The following is a 22,014-nucleotide window of genomic DNA, read 5'->3' as shown; positions in this document are numbered from 1 at the left end:
TAGCGGCCAAATCGGTTTTTCCGATAAAATACTCCCACCACTCGACCTCGAATGAGCTATTGTCCGAAACATTCTGTACACGACTCGCTCACGAAGAAAAGATCATGAAATTGACGCCACCCTCTGGTGCTCTACCTTACCGCACCACCCAAAGTTTCAAAATTATCCTGACTCTCTGCATTCTGCTGGCTTCTTTGCCTGTCTTCAATGTCTGCGCTGAAGATGCAGCCGTCGATGAAGAGGCGATGTTCCAGAAACGTCGCGATATCGCCGTCGCTTTGAACTATTGCCGCGCCTCTTTTCATCGCATCCGGAAGTATCCTAATGAGCAGGTGATGCGTGAAGAGGAGCAGAAAATCCTCAACAATCTGAATCTGAACGGGATTAAGAACGCCGAAATCATTCGACTTTATACTGAAGTCCTCGATGAAATTGGTCAGATTCAGTTGACGGAAAAAGAAGCCGAACTTTACGACGGGAAATACAAAAGGTCTTTAAGACAGGAAATGGCTTTCGACTCCCTCTCTGTCGGTCTCGACTTGCTGACTGCTCAGTACATTGGAGCTGTCAAAACGGGAGCGAACAGCTGGTGGGATTATCGCAACTTGAAATGGAATCGCGATAACGAAGTCTTCAAGCTTGAAAAAACGCGTGTGAATTCGGTCGTCAAAAAGTCCTCTACGTTTCTGGATACGTTCTGGAAAATGACGCAGGAATTTGAGATCCCCGACCGCTGGCTGGTGCGTTCGACGGACTTGGACGATCTTGAACAGGCCATGAATGAAGAGAATCTCGAAACCAAGCTCCGCATCCTCAAACGGATGGAGCCTTACATGGAATGCTACCCTCCCTATTGGTACTACGTAGCCCGTACGCAACAGGAGTCTGGCGACCTGACGGCTTCACTAAGCAGTTACGATATACTCGCCAATCTTGGCACACAACATTTTCGACGCGACGACATGCTCGCCAGTGCGTTCGCGAATCAAGCCGTCATCCAGGCTTATTTTGGGCGACCAGAAGCTATTCAAACCGCTCGCAAAGCTTTGGCATTCTCGACGGAAGTGTGGGAAGCCAATTTGATGTGTGCACGAATCCTTCAGCAGTCCGGGCAACTGGCTGATGCAGAGGATGCCATTCTACGGAATTTGGATGTCGGACTCGAAGAAGAACAAAGTGCCGTCACATTGTTAACGTTTTATTACGATACCAACAACACAAAAAAATTAGCCCACTATCTGGGTGATGAAAAAATGTTGGCCAGGGTTCCACCTCCCGTGCTGATTCGATTTGCTTCACGGTTGAATGAAGAGGAAACGCCCGGACAAATCTGGACGGCCCTGGCTTCTTCAATGCGGGTTTATCCGCAGGTTGGTTTTGGTAGCGATGATGTTCTACTCGCCTGTCATCCGGTCTGGCGTATCGATCGCAGTAAATTGGTTCTCGAACGCGAAGACGGAACTCAAGTCCAGGGAGAATATTTTCGTCAGGGCGATTATGATGTCATTCGCTTTGCCAAGGTCGCTGACTTCGGCGGCGTACTGACAGGACCTTCGAAGTTACCTCGATTGAAACTCGAGTTAAGTTATGGCGAAATCGATCCGATCCATCTTGCTTTTTCCGACGAAGCTCTGCCAGGTGAAAAAATTGCAGCTCAAACAACAGCCAGTACGCGAAATGCGACTGAACCAAATACGTATCACTTAATCGCCGCCCAATGGGGTGAACGCGAAATCGCTTACGTGCCGAGTTTTCCACGGACAGCCAGCTTGTACGAATCCCTCAATTTTAATCCGACAGCTGCAAACTTTGGCCAAAAGGCCAACGGTGAAATCAAGTCCGCCAGTCAAAATGAGGGAGATGTCCCGGACGAAGCCGATACAAAAATTCGGTAATCGTTTTTAAAATGCATGGGCATCAAACAGCTCTCTCAGCTTTGCACCCCCCTCTCAAATCGCAACTCCACAAGCGACAACAGGCCTAATAAACAAGTCTTCTGTTTCGTTCCCACATGCATGCACAGTATGCGTACATTGAGTGGCACGAAAACCATTAGCAATGGCGAAATCGTGTATTGGGCGACTTGTAAATTTGCAGAATTATCTTGGGGTGAAAAAGTTGGGTTAATTGTTTTCTGAGTCAGCGTTGTACTCGAAGGCGAGGTATCAGTGGTGGGATGTGAGGTAGGTAAGCGGTCGGCTTAGGCTTCGGGTTTCAGATTGATGAATTCCTGGTAGGCTTCTTCAGCCGACATTTCTAACACAGGTTCGGAATTGGCTTTAAGGTCTGAAATGTGATCGCTGTAGCCAGCCAGATAGCCTTCCTTCCAAGTCACAAAAAAAGCACAGCTGATAGCAACGAGCATTAGTGCGCGGCGTCCGTTTTTGAACATGGTGTAATCCTTGTTCATGAGTAATAATTGAGCAGATTAGTGACGTTACTAACCTTTGTCGAAATATACCTATGCGAATTGCGTACCAATTCACAGATCGGCTTATCTTGTTGCGTGTTTCGACTGTCTGAGAGCGTTTTAGGCAGCGTCTATTAAGTTTATAAGCGTATCGCACCAATTAATCATTTAGCCGATTAAGTTTGTACGATCAAAAAGCACAGATACGTATTCAGCATGCGTTGATTTTTCAGGCATTACTGCTGGCATTTTCATCAATCCGAGGCCAGCTCGATCCCAACGAGAGCTGGATTATTCCTCAAGTAAATTGAAAGGATACCCGTTGAAGGTGTCGTACAGTGAACTCACAACAATTCCACCAATCACAAGCAAGATGACCATAAAGATCAGCATCAATATCGCTCCGCTGTAACGATGCATGCTAATCCCTGAAGGGACATTGCTTAAATTTTCTTCCCACTGATACGGCTGTTTTCCAGAAAGGATGGGCTCTTTTTCCAGCGGATCGCCTTCGCCGGGCTCTGTGGCAAATTCCCCTTTCAGCGAGTCGTGCTCCGGCGTGAACTTCTCTGGAAATTCTTCTCGGCGATGATGCTCAGATTTCGAATCAGTCATGGTCCACTCCTGCGACGGAATTAATTGGGAATCGAATCTGGCCTGCAGAGAATTCAATTGTGTATTAAAAACTTGTCCCCTTGCCCTGAGGGAGAGGGGGAAATCGAGGTTGTTGACATATCAAACGTCAATTTTCTGGGGGCTACGCTTCGGCCCGACTCCAGCCCTTCTTGTCACTTCCTTATCTGTCTTGCATTTTATTCCGGCCGTCCGTCTGCTGCCGGCTTTTTATTCTCGATGAGTGCTTTTGCCTGACGCACATATCTACGCCCCAAAAGTTCATACCCTTCCTGAGTGTAATGCAAATCGTCCCAGGTTTTACCATCTTTGGACTTATTATTGAGATCATCGCAATCAACCCAGGCCCCGTGAGGATCATCATTGGCAACTTTCACCTGAGCCTGCCGAACTTCTTCCCAGTTCTCGGAAGTAGCTCCCTGGTCAAAATCACTCAAGCGGCCAATCACGAAATTCATTTCTGGCTGATCGAGATCCCGACGTAAATTGCTGATCAAAGTCTTAAGAGCTTCTTCATAAGCACTACTCAATTTCTCTCTCGAATCCCGCTCCCCCTGCATCCAGCAGAAAGTCACCGAAGCAGGTTGAGGATGATCCTGCAGCATTTTCTTATACTGTGTCAGGATTTGAGCATAGTAGTCGCTGTTTGCGGGGACGGAATCCTGAGGCTTATTCAGATTGTATTTCTCTGAAATCGCATTCCAATCGTTCGATAACCACAGTCGAATCGGACGTCCGCCCACCGCGACCTTGATGTAAGCCGTCTCGGCATCCGGAAATTGCTTCTTCAACTCCGGCTCAAATCCCAACTTGGGATTCATCCCTGCCATATTGGATTGCCCCGACAGAATAAACAGATGTGTCGGCTTATCTGCAGCTTCACTCCATGAAGTCATGCTTAATAGAGAAGTGCAGGCCAGAATTGCGGTGAATCTCATTGCGTATGTCATAAGAGCGGCTTTCCCGACAGTTTTATGGTGAGGAATTCAAATTCAATGATTCTTGACTCCTGTTCAGATTACGCATTCAAGTTGACCAATACAATCGCAGTTCTCACGGAAAGTTGAGCAGGAGGAGAATTCATCTTTCCTGCATTTTTTCGGACACTTGCAACGATCGAAAGGGCCTGCTACCGTCTGATCTCCAAGAGTACGCGCACGGTTCGCTGTACACTCATTTGTTCACAACACTTTCGGTCAAAACCTGGAGCAAGACACACTATGTCCTCTGGTACTAAGTACGTTTACTTTTTTGGTGGTGGGAAATCAGACGGCGACGCATCTATGCGTAATTTGCTGGGCGGCAAAGGGGCCAACCTGGCTGAGATGAGCAATATCGGTCTGCCAGTTCCAGCCGGCTTCACAATTACGACCGAACTCTGTACCTATTTCTACGATAACGATCGCACCTATCCCCCTGAGTTGAAACAACAGGTTGAAGATGCGATGAAGCAGGTCGAGCAGACCATGGGAGCCGAGTTCGGTTCTCAGGAAAATCCTCTGCTGCTTTCCTGCCGTTCTGGTGCTCGCGAATCGATGCCCGGGATGATGGATACCGTTCTGAACATCGGCCTGAACGATACGACTGTCGAAGTTCTGTCCAAAAAATCAGGTAATCCTGCCTTCGCATGGGACAGCTACCGTCGCTTCATTCAGATGTACGGCGACGTCGTCATGGAAGTTCGTCCTGAAGGCAAAGAAGAAGACGGTTATGAGCTGATCCTCGACGAAGCCCGAGAAGCCGCAGGAGTTGAATACGATTCTCAGTTGAATGTCGAACAGCTCAAAGAAGTTGTGACGAAGTTCAAAAAGTTGATTCGCGACAAAGCTGGCAAAGATTTCCCAACTGATCCAATGGAACAGGTTTGGGGAGCAGTTGGAGCCGTGTTCCAGAGCTGGATGAATGACCGTGCGATTGTTTATCGCCGTCAATACGGGATTCCTCACTCCTGGGGAACTGCTGTTAACGTGCAGGCGATGGTCTTCGGCAACCTGGGTGACGATTGTGCAACCGGTGTCGGCCTGACCCGCGATTGTTCAATGGGTGCCCCCGGATTCAACGGCGATTACCTGATCAATGCTCAGGGTGAAGACGTTGTTGCCGGTATCCGAACTCCAAAGCGAATCGAAAAAACTCTCGGCGACGACATGCCGGAAGCTTACAAACAGCTTTGTAATATCGGCGAAACCCTCGAACAGCATTACAAAGACGTGCAGGACATCGAGTTCACCGTCCAGCAGGGCAAAGTCTGGATGCTCCAGACCCGTAACGCCAAGCGAACCGGTTTCGCAGCTGTGCGAATCGCTGTCGACCTGGTTAACGAAGGGCTCATCGACAAGAAAACCGCTTTGACCAAAAAGCGAATTCCTGCCGACGACCTGAACCAGTTGCTCCAGCCTATTTTCGATCCAGCCGCCAAGAACAAGGCGATTGAAGATGGTACTTATCTGGCCACTGGCATTAACGCCGGTCCAGGAGCCGCCACGGGAATCATCTGCTTCCATGCTGAAGATGCCGAAGCGATCCAGGCGAAAGATCCCGATGTTCAACTGATTCTCGTCCGTCGCGAAACCAGCCCGGAAGACCTTCGCGGCATGCGTATCGCCAAGGGAATTCTGACTGCCTTCGGGGGAGCCTCTTCTCACGCTGCTCTCGTGAGCCGTCAGATGGGCAAAACCTGCATCGTCGGTTGCTCCGAACTCGAAATCGATTACCACGATGGAACTTTGAGCGTCGGCGATAAAGTCCTTAAAACAGGGGACTGGATCAGCATCGATGGTTTCACCGGCGAAGTCTTCGCAGGCAAAGTCGAAACCAAGCCTTCTGAAATTATCGAAGTGCTCATCCACAAAACCCGTAAGCCGGAAGATGCAGAAACCTTTCAGCGTTACTCACAGTTGATGGAATGGGTCGATGAAATCCGCACCATGAAAGTGCGAGCCAACGCCGAACCAGACGATGCTGCCAAAGCAGTCGCCTTCGGTGCAGAAGGTGTCGGTCTTTGCCGAACCGAGCACATGTTCTTCAGTCACCTCGACGAAATCCGCGAGATGATCCTGGCTGAAGAAGTCGATACCCGTCAAGCAGCCATCAACAAACTGTTGCCATTCCAACGGGAAGACTTCGAGATTCTGTTCAAAGAAATGAACGGACGCCCGGTTACAATTCGCCTCTTGGATCCACCGTTGCACGAATTCCTGTCAGAGCATCACTTGCACGAACAACCAGATCTGGCCCACAAACTGGCCGACATGGTTGGAGCCGGCAAAGAGTTCATCTACCGTCGTGTTGAAGAACTCAAGGAATCGAATCCGATGCTCGGTCACCGTGGTTGCCGTCTGGGAATCGTCTATCCGGAAATCACAGCGATGCAGGCACGAGCCATTATGGAAGCCGCCTGCAATGTGCAGAAGGCTGGCATCGAAGTCCATCCAGAAATCATGATTCCACTCGTCGGCTTCAAGGCAGAACTCGATAACCAGACGAAAGTCGTCCGTGATGTTGCCGCTGAAGTCTTGAAAGAACAGGGCGTCGAAGTGGAATACACCGTTGGTACGATGATCGAAATTCCACGAGCCGCTCTCCGAGCTGACGAGATCGCTGAAACAGCAGAATTCTTCAGCTTCGGAACCAATGACCTCACCCAGACGACTCTCGGCATGAGCCGCGACGACTACGGTGGGTTCATCGGCTTCTACCAGGAAAACGACATCATTCCCAGCGATCCATTCCAGACCGTCGATCAAGATGGCGTGGGCGATCTGATGAAAATCGGTGTCGAACGTGGACGCAGCACTCGCTCCGACCTCAAGATCGGAATTTGCGGCGAGCACGGCGGAGACCCGGCTTCGGTCATCTTCTGCCACAAACTCGGCCTCAACTACGTGAGCTGCTCACCATTCCGAATCCCAATCGCTCGTTTGGCCGCGGCTCAGGCTGTGTTGGATAGTTAATATAACTAGCCTTCACTGATTATATACGACAAACGCTCGATGGAAGATTTTCCATCGAGCGTTTGTTATTTTGAACTGAAGATTCAAGCCAGCTTTCCATTTCTGGAAGATCAGGATGAAATACATCACTAATTTTGGTGGCAATATCAGCTTTCAACCCTGCCATTATGCGGAACCTGAATCTGAACAGGAATTGACTGAACTTCTTGAGCAACACCGAAATGGAAGTATTCGTGTCATTGCCTCAGGACACTCCTGGAGCGATTTGATTATCAGTCAAGACCTGCTGATAAACATGAAACACTTCCGCTCCATTTCTGTATCAGGGGAGGGTGCAGATACTGAGGTCACTGTTGGGGCTGGATGCCAGATTAAGGATTTGCTCAAAGACCTGAATCAGAAAGGCCTGACACTTCCCTCTGTCGGATTAATTACAGAACAAACCATTTCCGGCGCAACAGCAACAGGAACTCACGGATCTGGCAAGCACAGTTTATCGCATTATCTCAAAGAGATAAAAATTGCCTGTTATGCTGAACCAGATCGTAAGGCAACTGTCCAAGTCATCAATTCAGGTGACGAACTCAAAGCTGCCCGTTGTTCTTTGGGGATGATGGGAGTGATTGTCTCGGTTACTTTACCGTGTCTGCCACAATATCAGGTGCAGGATCAGGCAACCGAGTACAGCACGCTTGAGGAAGTCTTACTGGCTCGTGAAAATTTCCCCCTGCAGCAATTTTTTCTGTTTCCCTATCGCTGGAAATACTTCGCACAGAATCGGTGCGTGTCTCAGTCAAAGAGCAGTAAATCGGCATGGCTTTACCACTTGTACTGGTATTTTGGCATAGATTGCGGGATGCATATAGCGATCAAAATCTTTGCTTGCTGGTTTTACACGCGATCAGGAGTTCACTGGCTCTATCGATGGTTGCTTCCCCTATTTGTTCCAACCTGGTGGAAAGTAACTAATCGAAGTGATCGAATGCTGGTCATGGAACATGAGTTGTTTTGCCATCTCGAATTGGAACTGTTCGTTCCCGATGTTCACTTGAAGGAATCAGCTGCGTTTCTTGAGTTGGTCATCAAAATTGCGGACGGACAAGAGGTCAAAATACCAGAGGACTTCATGCAAAAACTGCATAAGGCAAATCTGGTGAAATCCTTGCAGCACCTCAGAGGTGGTTATTCTCAGCATTATCCAATTTGCTTTCGACGCATTCTTAGAGATGAAACTCTAATCTCGATGGCAAGTGGTGAGTATGAATCGTGGTATTCAATCAGCTTAATCACATACCATAAATCCCGGACAGAGTTTTATAAGTTCGCAAGTTTTCTAGCCACGGCTTACCGCCAGCTATTTGATGGTCGCATCCACTGGGGCAAATGGTATCCTTTCAATCAACAAGAGACTATTAAAGCCTATCCTCAATTGCACAGATTTAGAGAGATCTGCAAACACTACGATCCTGAAGGAGTTTTCGGAAATGATTTCACTCAGAATATTATTATGGGCGAGAACTCTCTAAAAGAAAGCCCTCAGAGTTAAACTCCGAGGGCTTCCAAATTATAAGAGATTCATTAACGATTAGGTCTTATTCTTCAGGCTCAGGAATTCGAACCATCAACCACGATTCCGTGGTCTCTTCACCGAAGTGAACCAATACAGACGTCTCATCGCGAGAGAGGTTGAAGAGCATGGTTTCCATGACGATTCCGTTTTCAGGATCGTCGGCAAAGTGCCAGACGGCTCGCTGGCTACCTTCATCGACTCGTCCCAGTAAGGGGCGGGTTTCCTGGCTTTTCTCATCGTAGAATGTCCCAGAGAGGATGCCATCCTGATTGATCGCAAGCTGAACGATGAAGCTGGCTTCCTGATTTTCATCCGAAGCCAAGGCAAACACGCCGAGCGGTTTCCACTCCATTTCTTCAGCCTGTTCTGGAGTCATTTCCGGAACAGATCGAACCACGTGCACGGCCTGATTGTAGTATTCAGGAATCGTTGCATAGCGATCACCACTGACATAGACATATCCATTGCGACAATAAATATCTCCGCCTGGACCATACGAATAGTAGCGGGGAGAGTTATAGCTGCCACGTAACCACCGGGTTAAAGAATTTGCCGGGGTTGGCTGCCACCAGTAATTTCGGGCATAATTGCGATTTCCGTTCAGGCTTCCGTAAACATGGAAGTATCCATTCACTCGGTTGTTGTTATTGTTTCGAACAACAGAACGCCAGAAGTTCTGATCGAATCGCACATTCTGATTACGGTTCTGGTTTCGGTTTTGCACGAAGTCGTTACGAATCCGGGCAGCTGTCTGGTCGGCATTATCCCAGCGTCTGAACTGCTGGTTCTGATAACGCTCCAGATTATTCGCCTGATTGTGCAATCGATCCCGCAGATTATTCTCTGCAGTGTTGCGATTCTGGTTTCGAGGATCTAATTCCCCTTCGATCCGATTTCGTAATCGATCTTCTGGATTCTCAGCACGATTATTCTGATCCCGATCGCCTTGGTTTCGCTGTCCACTCAGGTAGTTTCGCAGGTAGTCCGTGCCTCGGGCATTGGGCCGATTATTCTGAGCGCGATCTTCACCGCGCTCGGTAGGACGATTGCCATCGCCGGGACGGTTTTCGTCTCCTCGATTCTGATTGAACCGTTGCATTTTTTCGCGGAACTCCTCGGCCCGTTCGCTACGATTCATCTCAGGACGTTCGCTGCCGCGATTTTCATCCTGAGTGGGATTTGGTCGATCTCCATCGGGTCGGTTTCCTCGATCACTGCGATCGGAACCGCGATTTTCTGGTCCCCGGTTGGAATTTTCTGAGGAAGGGTTTCGGCTTCCTTCCGTTCTTTCTCCCGAACCACGGGGAGGCTGACCGCTTCTTTCCGAACTGCCTCGATTGGAGGAACCCCGTTCGGATGATCCGCGGTTAGAGGAGCCTCGTTCCGAGGAGCCTTGATTGGAAGAACCTCGATCCGACGATCCTCGGTTTGAAGAACCGCGATTGGATGAGCCGCGTTGAGATCCTCCGTTATTCGAGGAACCTCGATTCCCTTGTGCTGATCTTTGTCCTGAGGGAGCTTTCCCTCCTTTTTGAGCCTCAGCTGGTGTTCCCAGCAGAGCCATCGCCAATCCGCAGCAGCAGACGGCTGAAATATGTATCATGCGTTTCATCGTGAAGAACTCTCTTTCTTGAATACAGGTGTCCATATGCCGAAGCGTCGGCACTTCCCCGAAGTGAGAGTAGAGCAGAGTTCATGCCAAAGGGCCGATGTTTTCTTAGTGATTGGAGTCATCCAGAAGATAGTGTAAATCAGCGACAAAATATCTGATACTGCTGCCTCTGACATGCAGTCACAAAGAATTATCGGAACTTCAGCAGACAGTATGATTGCTCAACACTCAAAGAAAGCAGTTCATCCCGAAATGCAGCGATTCTGAATCGGTCTGCCAAATGACTTTAACAAGTTTAAATCGAAGAACGGTGAACGACCGTTATTCCATTCAAATTTCATCGCTTTTTATCTGGGGTGTCTAATGAATTTTCCTCCATCCACATCAAGTCGTTCCACCAGCCCGTATCGTTAGGAACCTGTGGTCCAGGATTCGTCCGACCATCCTTGATGATTGCCGTAATCTCCGATTCCAGCACTCTGGAGATTTCAGGATTTTCACCGTAAACATTTCTTGTTTCTGATCGATCCACGGTCAGATTGTAAAGTTCCCGCTCCTGCTTTCCATGAGATAGAATCAGTTTCCACTCAACTCCCTCAATCGTATTCCGAATGGCGAATCGTCCCTGCATTTCATGATGAATCATGGCTGGTCGCGGTTTAACATTCGACTTGCCAACAATGACATCCAGAAAACTGAAACTGTCCTCTCCGGCATTTGCTGCAAGGGTGACATCCAGAAGTTGTGCAAAAGTGGCCAGCAGATCTGTTTGACAAATTGCACCATCCCACACCCGACCAGCCTCGATACGATTTGGCCAGCGAATCAGAAAGGGAACCCGATGGCCGCCTTCATAGGCGTCCCGTTTGCCTCCCCGATAAGGCCCGGCACTTTTGTGATCGTAGAGTTCGTATCGCTTCGAGTATGTGTTTTCTGGCCCGTTATCGCTCGTGAGAATGACTAGCGTATTTTTGGTCAGTTTGTGTTCGTCGAGACATTTAAGTATTTGACCGATGTGATAATCCGTCTCAATCAGAAATTCTCCGTATGCTCCCGCTGCTCCCTGCCCGCGGAATTTTGGGAGGGGAATGACCGGTTTATGCGGTGATGTGTATGGCAAGTATAGAAAAAAAGGCTTCTCAGAATTTGGAGACTTCGTGTGATTTTCGATGTATTCAATCGACTTCTCGGTGAAACGTGTGAGGCATTCCGAATCCACAAAATCGGGAGCAATTTCAAACAGTCCCTTCGAAAGTTCTTTCTGATAAGGAGGCTGAATCCGGTAATCGCTGATCGCAAGATCGTTTGGCTTCTTCCGCGTAAATTGTGTGGGGGGCACTTTTGCATATCGTCCTTCGAACCAGGCGAGTATCCCATAGTTCAAAGAGGCGGGGATGCCATAGAAGTAATTGAATCCTTTATCGAGCGGCATATCCTGAACGGGCTGGGTCCAGTCTCGATTTTGTGGCGTTCCCGGAAAGTCCATTCCCAGATGCCACTTGCCGACCATCGCCGTTTCGTAGCCCTGCCCGCGCAACAATGTAGCAAGAGTCATGCGGTCATCGTCGATCAAACATTCATGCTCTGCTCCCAGCACACCGGTTTTCATGGTGGTCCGCCAGCAATATCGGCCCGTCAACAGGCCATACCGAGACGGCGTGCAAACCGTATCTGAACAATGGGCGTTGGTGAAAGTGAGGCCTTCCTGAGCAATCCGATCCATATTCGGCGTCTGGAACTTCGATTCCGGATTCAGGCAACTGACATCACCGTAGCCCTGATCGTCCGTGTAAATCAGGATGATGTTTGGCTTATCAATTGAACCTGCATCTGCACTGCTATTCCAGAGATTCAGCAGCACAATGATCACTACAAAATTCAACCGCACAATGAAGCTGGAAATCATTTTCGATAGTCCTCAAAATGCTGGTTAACTAGAGCAAAACGATATCGATATTAGAGATACGGGGTGGCGGGGGCGCTCCGCTTCAGCGGAAGAGTTATTAACCGGGGGCTTCTCTTCGTGAGCGCCCCCGCCACCCACGTTCTACTTTCAAGATAACAATAATATCGGTAAATCTTTTTGCAGTTTTAGCAGGTTAATCAGCGTTCTTACTCGAAGGTAATGACGAGATCGCCCGTATTCACTTGACTACCCGCCTTGATGTGGACCGAGGCGACAGTGCCTGCGACCTCGGCATTGATCGTGCTTTCCATTTTCATCGCTTCGAGACTGAAAAGCTTTTGACCTTTTTTGATTTTATCACCAGGATTAACCGCAATTGTCACGACCATGCCGGGCATCGAGGCACCAATCTGCTTGGGATCGCTCGGGTCAGCCTTAACCGTCTGCAGTGCATCTCCTTCGAGTGATTTATCGGCAATGGTCACGTCACGTGGTTGTCCGTTTAATTCGAAGAAGACGGTTCGCGTCCCATCCGTATGTGGCTGTGATTTTGTCAGATACTTAATGATCAGCGTTTTACCTTTTTCAATTTCAACCGCGAATTCTTCCCCTGCATCCTGTCCGTAGAAGAAGACTGGAGTCGGCAGTGTGCTGACATCGGAGTAGGTTTCCTGATGTTTTGCAAAATCGGCATAGACCTTGGGATAAAGCAGATACGAAAGCACTTCCCGATTTTCCGGTTCATGTCCCAGCAATTTCTGCACCTCGGCTTTTGCGTTTTCCATGTTGGCAGCAGGCAGCGAAGCTCCGGGACGATCGGTTAAACCGGGTTTGTCTTTGAGTACGATTTGCCGAATTTTCTCTGGGAATCCTCCCGGAGGCTGGCCCATCATGCCTCCAATTAAATCGATAACCGAAGCTGGGAAGGCGAGTTCGCGTGAGGTATCCATGATGTCCTCAGCCGTCAATTCGTTGGCAACCATGAATAATGCCATGTCCCCAACCGCCTTAGACGTTGGCGTCACTTTGACGATATCCCCAAACAGATCATTGACGGTCGCATAGATATCGCAAACATCCGACCAGCGATCGGAAAGCCCTAACGCCTGAGCTTGCGCGAACAGGTTCGTATATTGCCCACCCGGCATTTCGTGGCGATACAAATCGGATGTGGAAGGCAACACCGCCGACTCAAACGGGGCGTAATATTCGCGAACCGCACGCCAGTAAGTAGCGATATCATCGAGGTCATCCCGATTCAATTCAGGCTTGCGATCACTGAACTGCAACGCCCCGACAATGGTATTCAAGTTCGGTTGAGAAGTCCCCCCCGACATGGGAGCCATCGCGGCATCAGCGATATCGAGTTGTTCTGAGGCTGCATTAAAAATGGAGGCGGCTTGAATTCCAGCAGTATCGTGCGTGTGAAAGTGTATTGGAATGCCGATTTCCTGCTTCAGGGTTTTGACGAGCAGCGTCGCTGAATCCGGTTTGCACAGCCCGGCCATATCTTTGATCGCCAGGATATGGGCGCCCATTTTCTCCAACTGTTTTGCCAGATCGACATAGTATTTCAGATCGTACTTCGTCTTCTTCGGATCGGAAATATCACCTGTATAACAGATGGAGGCTTCGCAAATCATCCCGGATTCAATGACCGCATCCATCGCCAGTTTCATATTCGGCACCCAGTTCAGGGCATCGAACACGCGGAAGACATCCATGCCGGTCTGCGCGGCTTCTTTGACGAAAGCCTCCACGACGTTATCGGGATAGTTCGTATATCCGACCGCATTCGAGGCACGTAGCAACATCTGCGTGAGAATATTCGGCACCTTCTCACGAATATCCGCCAACCTCTGCCAGGGACATTCATGCAGAAATCGCATACTGGTATCGAACGTCGCACCACCCCACATTTCCAGTGAAAACAGATTTGGACAAAGATAAGAATAGGCCTCTGCAATATTCAGCAGATCGTATGTTCGGAAACGAGTCGCATGCAAAGATTGATGGGCATCCCGGAACGTCGTGTCGGTGAACATTAATTGCTGCTGACTTGTGATCCACTTCGAAAAGTCAACCGCTCCAAGTTCCAGGAACTTATCCCGGGTTCCTGTGGGGCGAGGTTTTGTCAGATCATATCTCGGAACCGGAGCTTCACTGCGACGTTTGGCGACAGGGCGATCTTTGACAATGGGATTGCCATTCACAATCGTCTCGCCAATATAAGTCAGCAGTCGCGTCGCGCGATTTTTCCTTAGAGGCAGGTTGAACAGATCGGGGGTATTGTCGATAAACCGAGTCGTACACTCCCCTTTCAGGAAGACTTCGTTCGTAACAACTTTTGTCAAAAACGGGATATTGGTTTTCACGCCTCGAATACGAAATTCTTGAAGACATCGCAGCGTTCTTCGAGCCGTTTCTGGAAATGTTCGACCGTGGGCAGTCACTTTGACGAGCAGGGAATCGTAAAACGGATTCACAACCGCTCCCGAAAATGCACTTCCCGCATCAAGACGAATCCCCATCCCACTGGCCGACCGATAGTGTGAAACGCGGCCGTAATCGGGCATAAAGTTGTTCATCGGATCTTCGGTCGTGATGCGACACTGGATCGCAAATCCGTTTGGCTTGGGAGGATTTTCTGGATCCAGGCCAATTTCCGGGTCGGTCAGTTTGTGTCCCGAAGAAACCAGAATTTGTGCTTTCACGATATCGAATCCGGTGACTTCTTCAGTCACCGTATGTTCGACCTGGATGCGTGGATTCACTTCAATGAAGTAAACATTATTCGTTTTCACATCGAGCAGGAACTCGACTGTTCCGGCTGCGTAATAACCGACCGCTTTCCCGATGGCCAGCGCGGAACTGAGCAGCATTTCGCGGGCTTCAGCTGTCAAATTTGGAGCAGGCGCAATTTCGACGACCTTCTGATGCCGACGTTGAACCGAACAATCTCGCTCATAAAGATGCGTCAGATTGCCATGCTGATCACCCAGAATCTGGACTTCGATGTGCCGGGCCTGTTCGATGAAATTCTCAATGAACACATCGGGACTACCGAAAGCTGTGAGTGATTCCCGTTGAGCTGATTCAAATGCCGAGATAAATTCATCGGCAGATTTGACCACCCGCATGCCTCGACCACCGCCCCCCTTGGCCGCTTTGAGAATGATTGGGAATCCCTGCTCATTCGATTGCCTCAAGCCTTCTTCGGCACTCGAAATTGCCTCGCCGCTTCCAGAAAGAACGGGAACACCTGCTTTGGCTGCAAATTGACGCGCGGTTGTTTTATCGCCAAGTTGTTCGAGAGAATCGATGGAAGGACCAACAAAAATGATCCCCGCTTTCTCACAGGCTTTGGCTAAGTCGGGATTTTCTGAAAGAAAACCGTAACCAGGATGAATGGCATCGGCTCCGCATTCGAGCGCCTGTTCGATGATGCTGTCGATATCCAGATAGGTTCGAATCGGTTCGCCTTCGCGGCCAATCTGATAGGCTTCATCGGCTTTGAAGCGATGCAACGCATAACGATCTTCGTAAGAGTAAATCGCAACCGTTCTAATTCCCAGTTCGGTGGCGGATCGAAAAATCCGGATAGCAATCTCACTTCGATTGGCGACGAGCAGCTTTTTAATCGACTTCATATCTGTGGGCGACTTTCGTGTTGCAGTTCTCTGCGATTCAATTGTTTGAGTGCAATTCGCACCCGGAATCCACATTTTCAGTAAACCAGTCTCTGAGCAAATCAGTGTCTGAGCACCCATCATTTTAAACATGGTCAGTTTAAGACCATGTCTCATGGAGGGCTGAGTGAAGAATTGGAGTTCCAAATGGTAATTTTCGTATCATTTTGATTTCTCGAAGATAGTGTAATTTCGAGCAATTCGCAATTTGAGGCTGTGAACTTTTACGTTTACACGACTTCGTCATTCATTTTTCAATTGCATGAAGATTTCGAGAAGTTTCTGGACCCGATTGACGCAAGCCCAGAATCTATTGAGGATGAGAATCTAAACCCTGCCCGCAATCGACGATTTTGACTTCACCATGAACCATCGCTCAAAACGCCGTTCTTTTTCCATCTTGCTTTATTTATTTCTCGCGATTTGCTCGGGAGGCCTGGCCGGTTTGTGGTTTGGTGCCTTCACTTCCTTGATGATCGCGACTCCAGAAGGCCCCAATTCCCTCCGCAAATTCGTTCCAATTGAACTCCGGCAAACTCAAACTGCGCTTGATAGAACTATCGATGCGAACTGGACTCAACTTTTCGGGCCACTGGGCAACAGTTGTATGCCCGATGCAAATGCCCGGGAGATTGGCTGGTCGGGAGCCGAACCGGAAATTGTGTGGCGTAAAGAGATCGGTACGGGCTACAGTTCCCCCATCATCGCAGTTCATCAGGCGATTGTTTTGCATCGCCTGGGAAACGAAGAAGTTGCATCCGTCTATGATTTAAAAGAGGGAACTCTGAACTGGGAGTATCGCTATCCAACCAGCTACGTATGCCCGAACCCACCACACAGCAGTGGTCCTTACAGCACTCCGCTGGTCGATGGAAATTTCGTTTATCTCCAAAGTGCCGAAGGCGTCTTGCGATGTCTATCACTTGAAGAAGGGGTATTGATCTGGCAACGGAATTATACCAAAGACTTCAACGTTTCCAGGAATGTCTTTGCTGTCGGGCATACCCCAACACTGGATGGTGAACAACTCATCCTCAATATCGGCGGCAAGCCTGATGCCGGAGTCATTGCCATCGATAAACAGAATGGAGATGTTCTCTGGACAGCGACCGATTTCGGTGCTTCCTATGCCAAGCCCGTACTGGCAACAATTCACGATCAGCGAATCTGCTTTGTGCTGACGGCTGAAGAAGCGGTGGCCTTGAATCCTGATACTGGAGATGTTCACTGGCATTTCCCTTTCAAAGCAATAGCCGAGGATTTCGTCAACGCAACCACGCCAGTCGTTTGTGGGGATGTTGTGATTTTCACTGCGTATCAGGCAGGAACCATTTATTTACGCGTTCAGCCGGATGGCCAATATGAAGAACTTCGTAAAGACAAACGCACGCTCGTCAGCCAGTTCAATCCGCTTACATGCCTCGATGGAAAACTTTTCGGCTGGCATTTTTCCGACAAAAGTTTCCGCTGTGTCGATCTGGCCTCCGGTCAACTCCAGTGGAAATGGGTTTCCGGCCTGGGGCGAGGAACGCACCTCATTTCCGGGGAGTCAATTTTCCTGATTGGGGAATCGGGTAAAGTCGCCGTCGTTCAACGAAATCCTCAAGAGTTAGTCATCCTCGAGAAACCGACGGAACCAATACTGAAAGAACCCGCATTCTCTGCCCCGGCCATGTCTGAAGGAATGATCCTGATTCGCAACGAGGAAGAACTTGTCTGCCTGAAGGTCGTGGAATGAGCAATTATGATGGCACTACTCTAAGGTATGTTAAAGGCGTGGCTTTGTGTAATCACCAAGTCCATCACTTTGTTCTTGGTTTGCCACCCGCCGAAAAAGCCATAAGGCTAGGTCAGGAAAAGCACAACACGGCCAATTTATATCTGGCAAGGAAATCTCTTTGACTTAAAAGATACAGACAATCAATGGGTGCAGAAGACTTTCAAGTTGGACTTTATCTGAAGAAACACGTGGCAGCAAATGAAGCACTTAAAATGTTGTTGAAGCAAGATTTTGAATTTATCGACACTGACAACAATAGTAGTTATTTATTACTAGATGTGGAAGATTTCTTTGTAGAAGCAGAAATATCAGACTTTAAAGGTACAGTCATCTCTTTACGATATGCCGTTTGTCAGCCTGGCGACGCCTTATTGGAAACTATCAAGACAGTATGGTCATTGAGGGCTAGTGTTGAAAAGTCGGTTTTCCCTGATTGCAACAAAGATAGACAGCTTGAAGGGCTTGACACTCACTTAGACCTTTACAACTGGGTGAAGGAATGTGCACAAAAAAAACGGGAACTTTGGTTTGCAGACTTTCCTGAAACGCAAAGAAAAACACAATGTGTTTATGCGTATGACGGATTAATCGAATAGAGCAGTGTGGCTTAATACAATCACTACGCCAATCACTTCATTATGGGACGTGCCCCCCCATAGGCCAGTACAAAGAATCGAGCGACAAGCCAGCTTTCAGTGGAATTTTGTCCTGCAATCTGACAGGATTACAGAAGATCACCGATTCTTTCTGTCACTACACCTGCGAATGTGATTCTTATGCTGGCCAAGTTACTCAGTTTTACTCTCTATGGCATTGATGCCAAACCGGTTGAGGTGGAAGTCGATATTTCCCCGGGGGCATTGCCGAAGACAATTCTTGTCGGTCTGGCAGAGGCTGCTGTTAAAGAAAGCACACATCGCATTGAGAGGGCGATGGTTAATAGTGGATATGTTCGATGTATCGACCGAATCGTCATCAATCTCTCGCCAGCGGATCTCCCCAAAGAAGCCGCTTCGCTCGATTTGCCAATTGCGTTGGGAATTCTAGCCGCCAGCGGGCAGCTGGATCAGGAACGATTTTCGCAATATGCAGCCGTTGGGGAACTGGCACTCGATGGCACTTTACGTCCGGCTCGCGGCACCCTCTCCATGGCGATGGAAGCCCGACAACAGAAGATGCAGGGGCTATTGATTCCAGCCGAGAATGTTCGCGAAGCGAGTGTGGTCGAGGGAGTCGATGTCATACCGATACAATCTCTGACCGAAGCAGTCGGATTTCTCAATGGCGCATTACCAATCGAACCGGAACCATTCCGTTGGGAACAGGCCGTCGACGAGTATGGCCGTTATCAAGTCGATTTTTCTGATGTTAAGGGGCAGGAATTCGCGAAGCGTGCTTTAACAGTCGCAGCTGGAGGAAATCACCATCTTTTGATGCTAGGGCCGCCAGGCTCAGGTAAGACATTGCTGGCCTCTCGAATCGCAACCATCCTGCCTCCGCTTTCACAGGATGAAAGTCTGGAGACAACGCGAATCCACTCAGCCACGGGTTTGATGGCTCATGGAGAATCCCTAGTTCTGAAACGTCCTTTTCGGGAGCCGCATCATACCGTGAGTGAAGCTGGGCTTGTGGGCGGGGGGAGTATTCCGAAGCCGGGTGAGATATCCTTGGCTCATAACGGATGTCTTTTTTTAGATGAATTGCCCGAATTCAATAAGAGAACACTCGAAGTGCTCCGACAGCCTTTGGAGAGTCAGAATGTAACGATCACTCGAGCGGTTGGCAGCACAACATTCCCGGCTGATTTCATGTTGATCGCAGCGATGAACCCCAGCCCGAGCGGTTACGGACCGGATTCAGGGCATCGGGTGAATGCTTTGCAGATGGAGCGATATCTTTCCAAAGTGAGCGGTCCGCTGCTGGATCGAATCGATATTCACATTGAAGTCCCAGCTGTTCCGTTTCGGGAACTGGCCGATAAACAGGAAGGAACCAACTCTGACCAAATGAAGCAACAGGTGTTGCAGGCTCGGGAAATTCAGGAACGCCGCTTCTCCGGGGCCCCTAATCGGATTAACGGGCGAATGTCGCCAAGACAAATCCGCCAGCATTGTCGTCTAACATCGGATGCAGAGTTTTTTCTGAAAGCAGCAATGGAAGAAATGGGCCTCTCCGCTCGCGCTCACGATCGCATCCTGAGAGTCAGCCGCACAATTGCCGACTTGGATGCGAGCGAGTTGATTGACGAAACGCATCTGAGTGAAGCGGTGAATTATCGAAGTCTGGATCGAAAATACTGGTCGTGAATTGCTAGAGAATATTCAAAAATTACCTGCAGCGTTCAGCAGGAGCAAGCACATCGTTATTAGGACATTTGATGTCCATGCGACTGCAGATACCATTTGAAAATGGTCTAGATATCGAGCCTTATCGATTTTGAATGGGATGGAGAAGTTTTTCGGTAAGTACTTCGGATCGAGAGCAAGTTCATGCACTTGGACTTCGCACCTCGTTTGAGAATCGTTTCCTGACGCTGCAGGGTGCTCAATGGCAATCGTATCGCTGCCAGATTCTAAGCGTCGTTACGATCCTGCTTTCGGTGTGTAATACAATCGCCTTGGGTTGACAGAGTTTTCTGGACGCTTGTCAAAGCCTTGGATTACGGGATTGCGAATTCCAGTACCATGAAACTGGTTCTAACGATCATTCGGCATTCTCCGTATATAAGTGATTCAACAGAACGGCACCTGTCTATGGTTAATTAAGTTGAAATACTGCCCCTGCTTGAAATACTGCCCCTGCTTATGGTAATACAAGCCTTAAACCTCAATATCATCCCACCTCGACGTAATTTATGTAGTAGACTCACCTAGGTGAGTTTACTTATATCAGCAAATCCAACTTAATGCATGGCATGACATTCTTCATTTGCCTAAGAAATCCATCATGAACGATTACGGAATTTCAGAGCAATCTTTTGAATCGTTAAAATCAGTGTTAAGCGAAGGATTGCTGGAAAGTGATTTGACGAAGCTAAAGGATTTGATGCTCAGGCTGGGGCGGAAAATGATTGATCCTGAATATCGCCATCAGTATGCAGCCAGTCTGGGAGATTTCAGTCAGAATATCTCCCGTAAGATGATTGACTATTTGGAATCAGGAAAAAAAAACAGTGTCTCGATTATCAGACTGCTGGCGAAGTACTATGAAATTCTTAACGTCGAAGGTGCTCAATCCGTTCGTGTCTTAAACGAATATTCAAAAAATCAAAAATTGACAGACGGAGCTGTTCAAAACAGCCTGCTCGCAATGGCTATTGGGCAATCACTTGCATTGAGTAAAGAAGATATCAAGTTGGCTGGGATCGTTGGTCTTTTCTCAAAATTGGGGATTACTTTACTGGATCAATCGGTGGTCAACCAACCCAACGTATTGAATGTTCTTGAAAAAGTTTCACTCATGCGAATGCCACTTCAACTTGCAGAGCTGTTGAATACGCTAATGGGGTTAAATCCCAAAATCCCAGGCATTTCACAGCAGATTTATGAATTTTCGGATGGCTCTGGATATCCAAGACAGCTCGGTGAGAAAAACATCAGCCCCATTGCCCGTATTATTAAAGTTGTCGATTGTTACATATCTCTCACTTCTGAAAGACCGTATCGACACGCTGTCAACCGGCATGTTGCACTCGTCTTCCTGCTGAAACTGGTTCGGGATGGAAAAATTGAGCCACGATCCGTCGATGCACTGCTTAAGATAATCGGGCTCTATCCTAAGGGCGTGCAGGTCCTTTTAAGTGATGGAAATAAAGCTGTAACAGTTCAGGCCAACAGCGATGTGACTCGCCCGATTGTTCAAGTTGAGTCTCAGAGTGAATATCTCAATCTGATGGAGAGTGATCTGACAGTGTCTAAGTTTTTGCTCGACAAAGACAAAAATGAGATCTCAACGCTGCAATCCATTCCGGGCTAATACTTCCGCAGTTAAACGATTGATTCTCGACATGAGAGATTCACCATACCTCTCAATAGAGCCTTTCCATTGTAAGGTCTGTTATTAAGGCTTGTTGAGAATTTCGAGTCACCAATCGCTGCATCAGCAGTCCTTCTCGTTTCACAGCCATAGGCTTTCTGGCCACGAGAAACGCTCCTTTCCAGACCGCGTTCCATTTGAAAATGGCCTGAAAAGCAGAGCCTTCGGTTTGAGATTGAAGAAATTCCAGGTCAAGAATGCTTACGCGTGCTTAAGCGATTTCGTAGAGAGCTGAAATCTGTCTGTGATTCATCAAGGAGTAATCCTGAACAGTCGCTCGTGCATCTACGCTCTCCATTTCAGATTGTTTCTATTTTAGTCAGCAATCCTGAGGGATATCCCTTCGTTTTTCTTAGGCAAGCGTACGGCATTTTAGACGCAATCGTTACAAATCGCTCACTTGCCCCAAACCTGCACCAAAACGTA

General features: G+C 48.5%; 13 protein-coding genes. 7 read left to right on the top strand and 6 right to left on the bottom strand.

The features are described 5' to 3' along the window. Positions 1–104 precede the first annotated feature (104 nt). Positions 105–1,895: a hypothetical protein gene (locus Pan54_RS24450; protein ID WP_146506051.1), complete on the top strand. Its 1,791-nt coding sequence runs from the start codon at positions 105–107 to the stop codon at positions 1,893–1,895. Positions 1,896–2,200: 305 nt separating this feature from the next. On the opposite strand, the gene Pan54_RS24445 is transcribed toward Pan54_RS24450, so the two are convergent. From Pan54_RS24445 to Pan54_RS24435, 3 genes are all read right to left on the bottom strand, one after another. Beyond that, positions 2,201–2,392, bottom strand: a complete 192-nt coding sequence (locus Pan54_RS24445) for a hypothetical protein (protein ID WP_146506050.1) — start codon at positions 2,390–2,392, stop codon at positions 2,201–2,203. Between the two features lie 309 nt (positions 2,393–2,701). Then, the gene (locus Pan54_RS24440) at positions 2,702–3,025 is read right to left on the bottom strand and encodes a hypothetical protein (protein WP_146506049.1); all 324 of its coding nucleotides are present in this window, start codon (positions 3,023–3,025) and stop codon (positions 2,702–2,704) included. A 197-nt stretch (positions 3,026–3,222) separates the two neighbouring features. Then, positions 3,223–3,993 carry a sialate O-acetylesterase gene (locus Pan54_RS24435; RefSeq protein WP_146506048.1) on the bottom strand — a complete coding sequence of 257 codons (771 nt, stop codon included), beginning with the start codon at positions 3,991–3,993 and terminating at the stop codon, positions 3,223–3,225. Positions 3,994–4,263: 270 nt separating this feature from the next. Between Pan54_RS24435 and ppdK the strand changes: the two genes are divergently transcribed. Both ppdK and Pan54_RS24425 read left to right on the top strand, forming a co-directional pair. Then, entirely contained in the window at positions 4,264–6,996 is a 2,733-nt protein-coding gene (ppdK, locus tag Pan54_RS24430) for a pyruvate, phosphate dikinase (RefSeq protein WP_146506047.1), read from the top strand. A gap of 115 nt (positions 6,997–7,111) precedes the next feature. After that, positions 7,112–8,542, top strand: coding sequence for an FAD-binding protein (locus Pan54_RS24425; protein WP_146506046.1), 1,431 nt, complete (start codon positions 7,112–7,114; stop codon positions 8,540–8,542). A 46-nt stretch (positions 8,543–8,588) separates the two neighbouring features. Here the strand turns inward: Pan54_RS24425 and Pan54_RS24420 are convergent, their stop codons facing one another. From Pan54_RS24420 to Pan54_RS24410, 3 genes are all read right to left on the bottom strand, one after another. Beyond that, positions 8,589–10,178: a hypothetical protein gene (locus Pan54_RS24420; RefSeq protein WP_146506045.1), complete on the bottom strand. Its 1,590-nt coding sequence runs from the start codon at positions 10,176–10,178 to the stop codon at positions 8,589–8,591. 337 nt (positions 10,179–10,515) lie between these two features. Continuing rightward, on the bottom strand, positions 10,516–12,084 hold the full coding sequence (locus tag Pan54_RS24415) for a sulfatase family protein (RefSeq protein ID WP_146506044.1): 1,569 nt from the start codon (positions 12,082–12,084) through the stop codon (positions 10,516–10,518). Positions 12,085–12,290: 206 nt separating this feature from the next. After that, positions 12,291–15,734: a pyruvate carboxylase gene (locus Pan54_RS24410; RefSeq protein ID WP_146506556.1), complete on the bottom strand. Its 3,444-nt coding sequence runs from the start codon at positions 15,732–15,734 to the stop codon at positions 12,291–12,293. 403 nt (positions 15,735–16,137) lie between these two features. On the opposite strand from Pan54_RS24410, the gene Pan54_RS24405 reads away from it, so the two are divergent. The 4 genes from Pan54_RS24405 (at position 16,138) to Pan54_RS24390 (ending at position 21,528) form a co-directional block, all read left to right on the top strand. Further along, positions 16,138–17,511 carry an outer membrane protein assembly factor BamB family protein gene (locus tag Pan54_RS24405; protein WP_146506043.1) on the top strand — a complete coding sequence of 458 codons (1,374 nt, stop codon included), beginning with the start codon at positions 16,138–16,140 and terminating at the stop codon, positions 17,509–17,511. 185 nt (positions 17,512–17,696) lie between these two features. Next, on the top strand, positions 17,697–18,149 hold the full coding sequence (locus Pan54_RS24400; protein ID WP_146506042.1) for a hypothetical protein: 453 nt from the start codon (positions 17,697–17,699) through the stop codon (positions 18,147–18,149). A gap of 180 nt (positions 18,150–18,329) precedes the next feature. Then, on the top strand, positions 18,330–19,859 hold the full coding sequence (locus Pan54_RS24395) for a YifB family Mg chelatase-like AAA ATPase (protein ID WP_146506041.1): 1,530 nt from the start codon (positions 18,330–18,332) through the stop codon (positions 19,857–19,859). A gap of 640 nt (positions 19,860–20,499) precedes the next feature. Next, positions 20,500–21,528 carry an HD-GYP domain-containing protein gene (locus Pan54_RS24390; protein WP_146506040.1) on the top strand — a complete coding sequence of 343 codons (1,029 nt, stop codon included), beginning with the start codon at positions 20,500–20,502 and terminating at the stop codon, positions 21,526–21,528. The last annotated feature ends 486 nt before the right edge of the window (positions 21,529–22,014 follow it).

The sequence above is a fragment of the Rubinisphaera italica genome (assembly GCF_007859715.1).
In the GTDB taxonomy this organism is placed as follows: Bacteria; Planctomycetota; Planctomycetia; order Planctomycetales; family Planctomycetaceae; genus Rubinisphaera; species Rubinisphaera italica.
Note: the sequence above shows the minus strand (reverse complement) of the source record. Positions and strands in the feature narration are given on the sequence as shown.

What these genes read in the sequence shown, in the direction of transcription:
- Pan54_RS24450 (WP_146506051.1), top strand. Translation starts at nt 105, where the DNA reads ATGAAATTGACGCCACCCTCTGGTGCTCTACCTTACCGCACCACCCAA.
- Pan54_RS24445 (WP_146506050.1), bottom strand. Translation starts at nt 2,392, where the DNA reads ATGTTCAAAAACGGACGCCGCGCACTAATGCTCGTTGCTATCAGCTGT.
- Pan54_RS24440 (WP_146506049.1), bottom strand. Translation starts at nt 3,025, where the DNA reads ATGACTGATTCGAAATCTGAGCATCATCGCCGAGAAGAATTTCCAGAG.
- Pan54_RS24435 (WP_146506048.1), bottom strand. Translation starts at nt 3,993, where the DNA reads ATGACATACGCAATGAGATTCACCGCAATTCTGGCCTGCACTTCTCTA.
- ppdK (WP_146506047.1), top strand. Translation starts at nt 4,264, where the DNA reads ATGTCCTCTGGTACTAAGTACGTTTACTTTTTTGGTGGTGGGAAATCA.
- Pan54_RS24425 (WP_146506046.1), top strand. Translation starts at nt 7,112, where the DNA reads ATGAAATACATCACTAATTTTGGTGGCAATATCAGCTTTCAACCCTGC.
- Pan54_RS24420 (WP_146506045.1), bottom strand. Translation starts at nt 10,178, where the DNA reads ATGAAACGCATGATACATATTTCAGCCGTCTGCTGCTGCGGATTGGCG.
- Pan54_RS24415 (WP_146506044.1), bottom strand. Translation starts at nt 12,084, where the DNA reads ATGATTTCCAGCTTCATTGTGCGGTTGAATTTTGTAGTGATCATTGTG.
- Pan54_RS24410 (WP_146506556.1), bottom strand. Translation starts at nt 15,734, where the DNA reads ATGAAGTCGATTAAAAAGCTGCTCGTCGCCAATCGAAGTGAGATTGCT.
- Pan54_RS24405 (WP_146506043.1), top strand. Translation starts at nt 16,138, where the DNA reads ATGAACCATCGCTCAAAACGCCGTTCTTTTTCCATCTTGCTTTATTTA.
- Pan54_RS24400 (WP_146506042.1), top strand. Translation starts at nt 17,697, where the DNA reads ATGGGTGCAGAAGACTTTCAAGTTGGACTTTATCTGAAGAAACACGTG.
- Pan54_RS24395 (WP_146506041.1), top strand. Translation starts at nt 18,330, where the DNA reads ATGCTGGCCAAGTTACTCAGTTTTACTCTCTATGGCATTGATGCCAAA.
- Pan54_RS24390 (WP_146506040.1), top strand. Translation starts at nt 20,500, where the DNA reads ATGAACGATTACGGAATTTCAGAGCAATCTTTTGAATCGTTAAAATCA.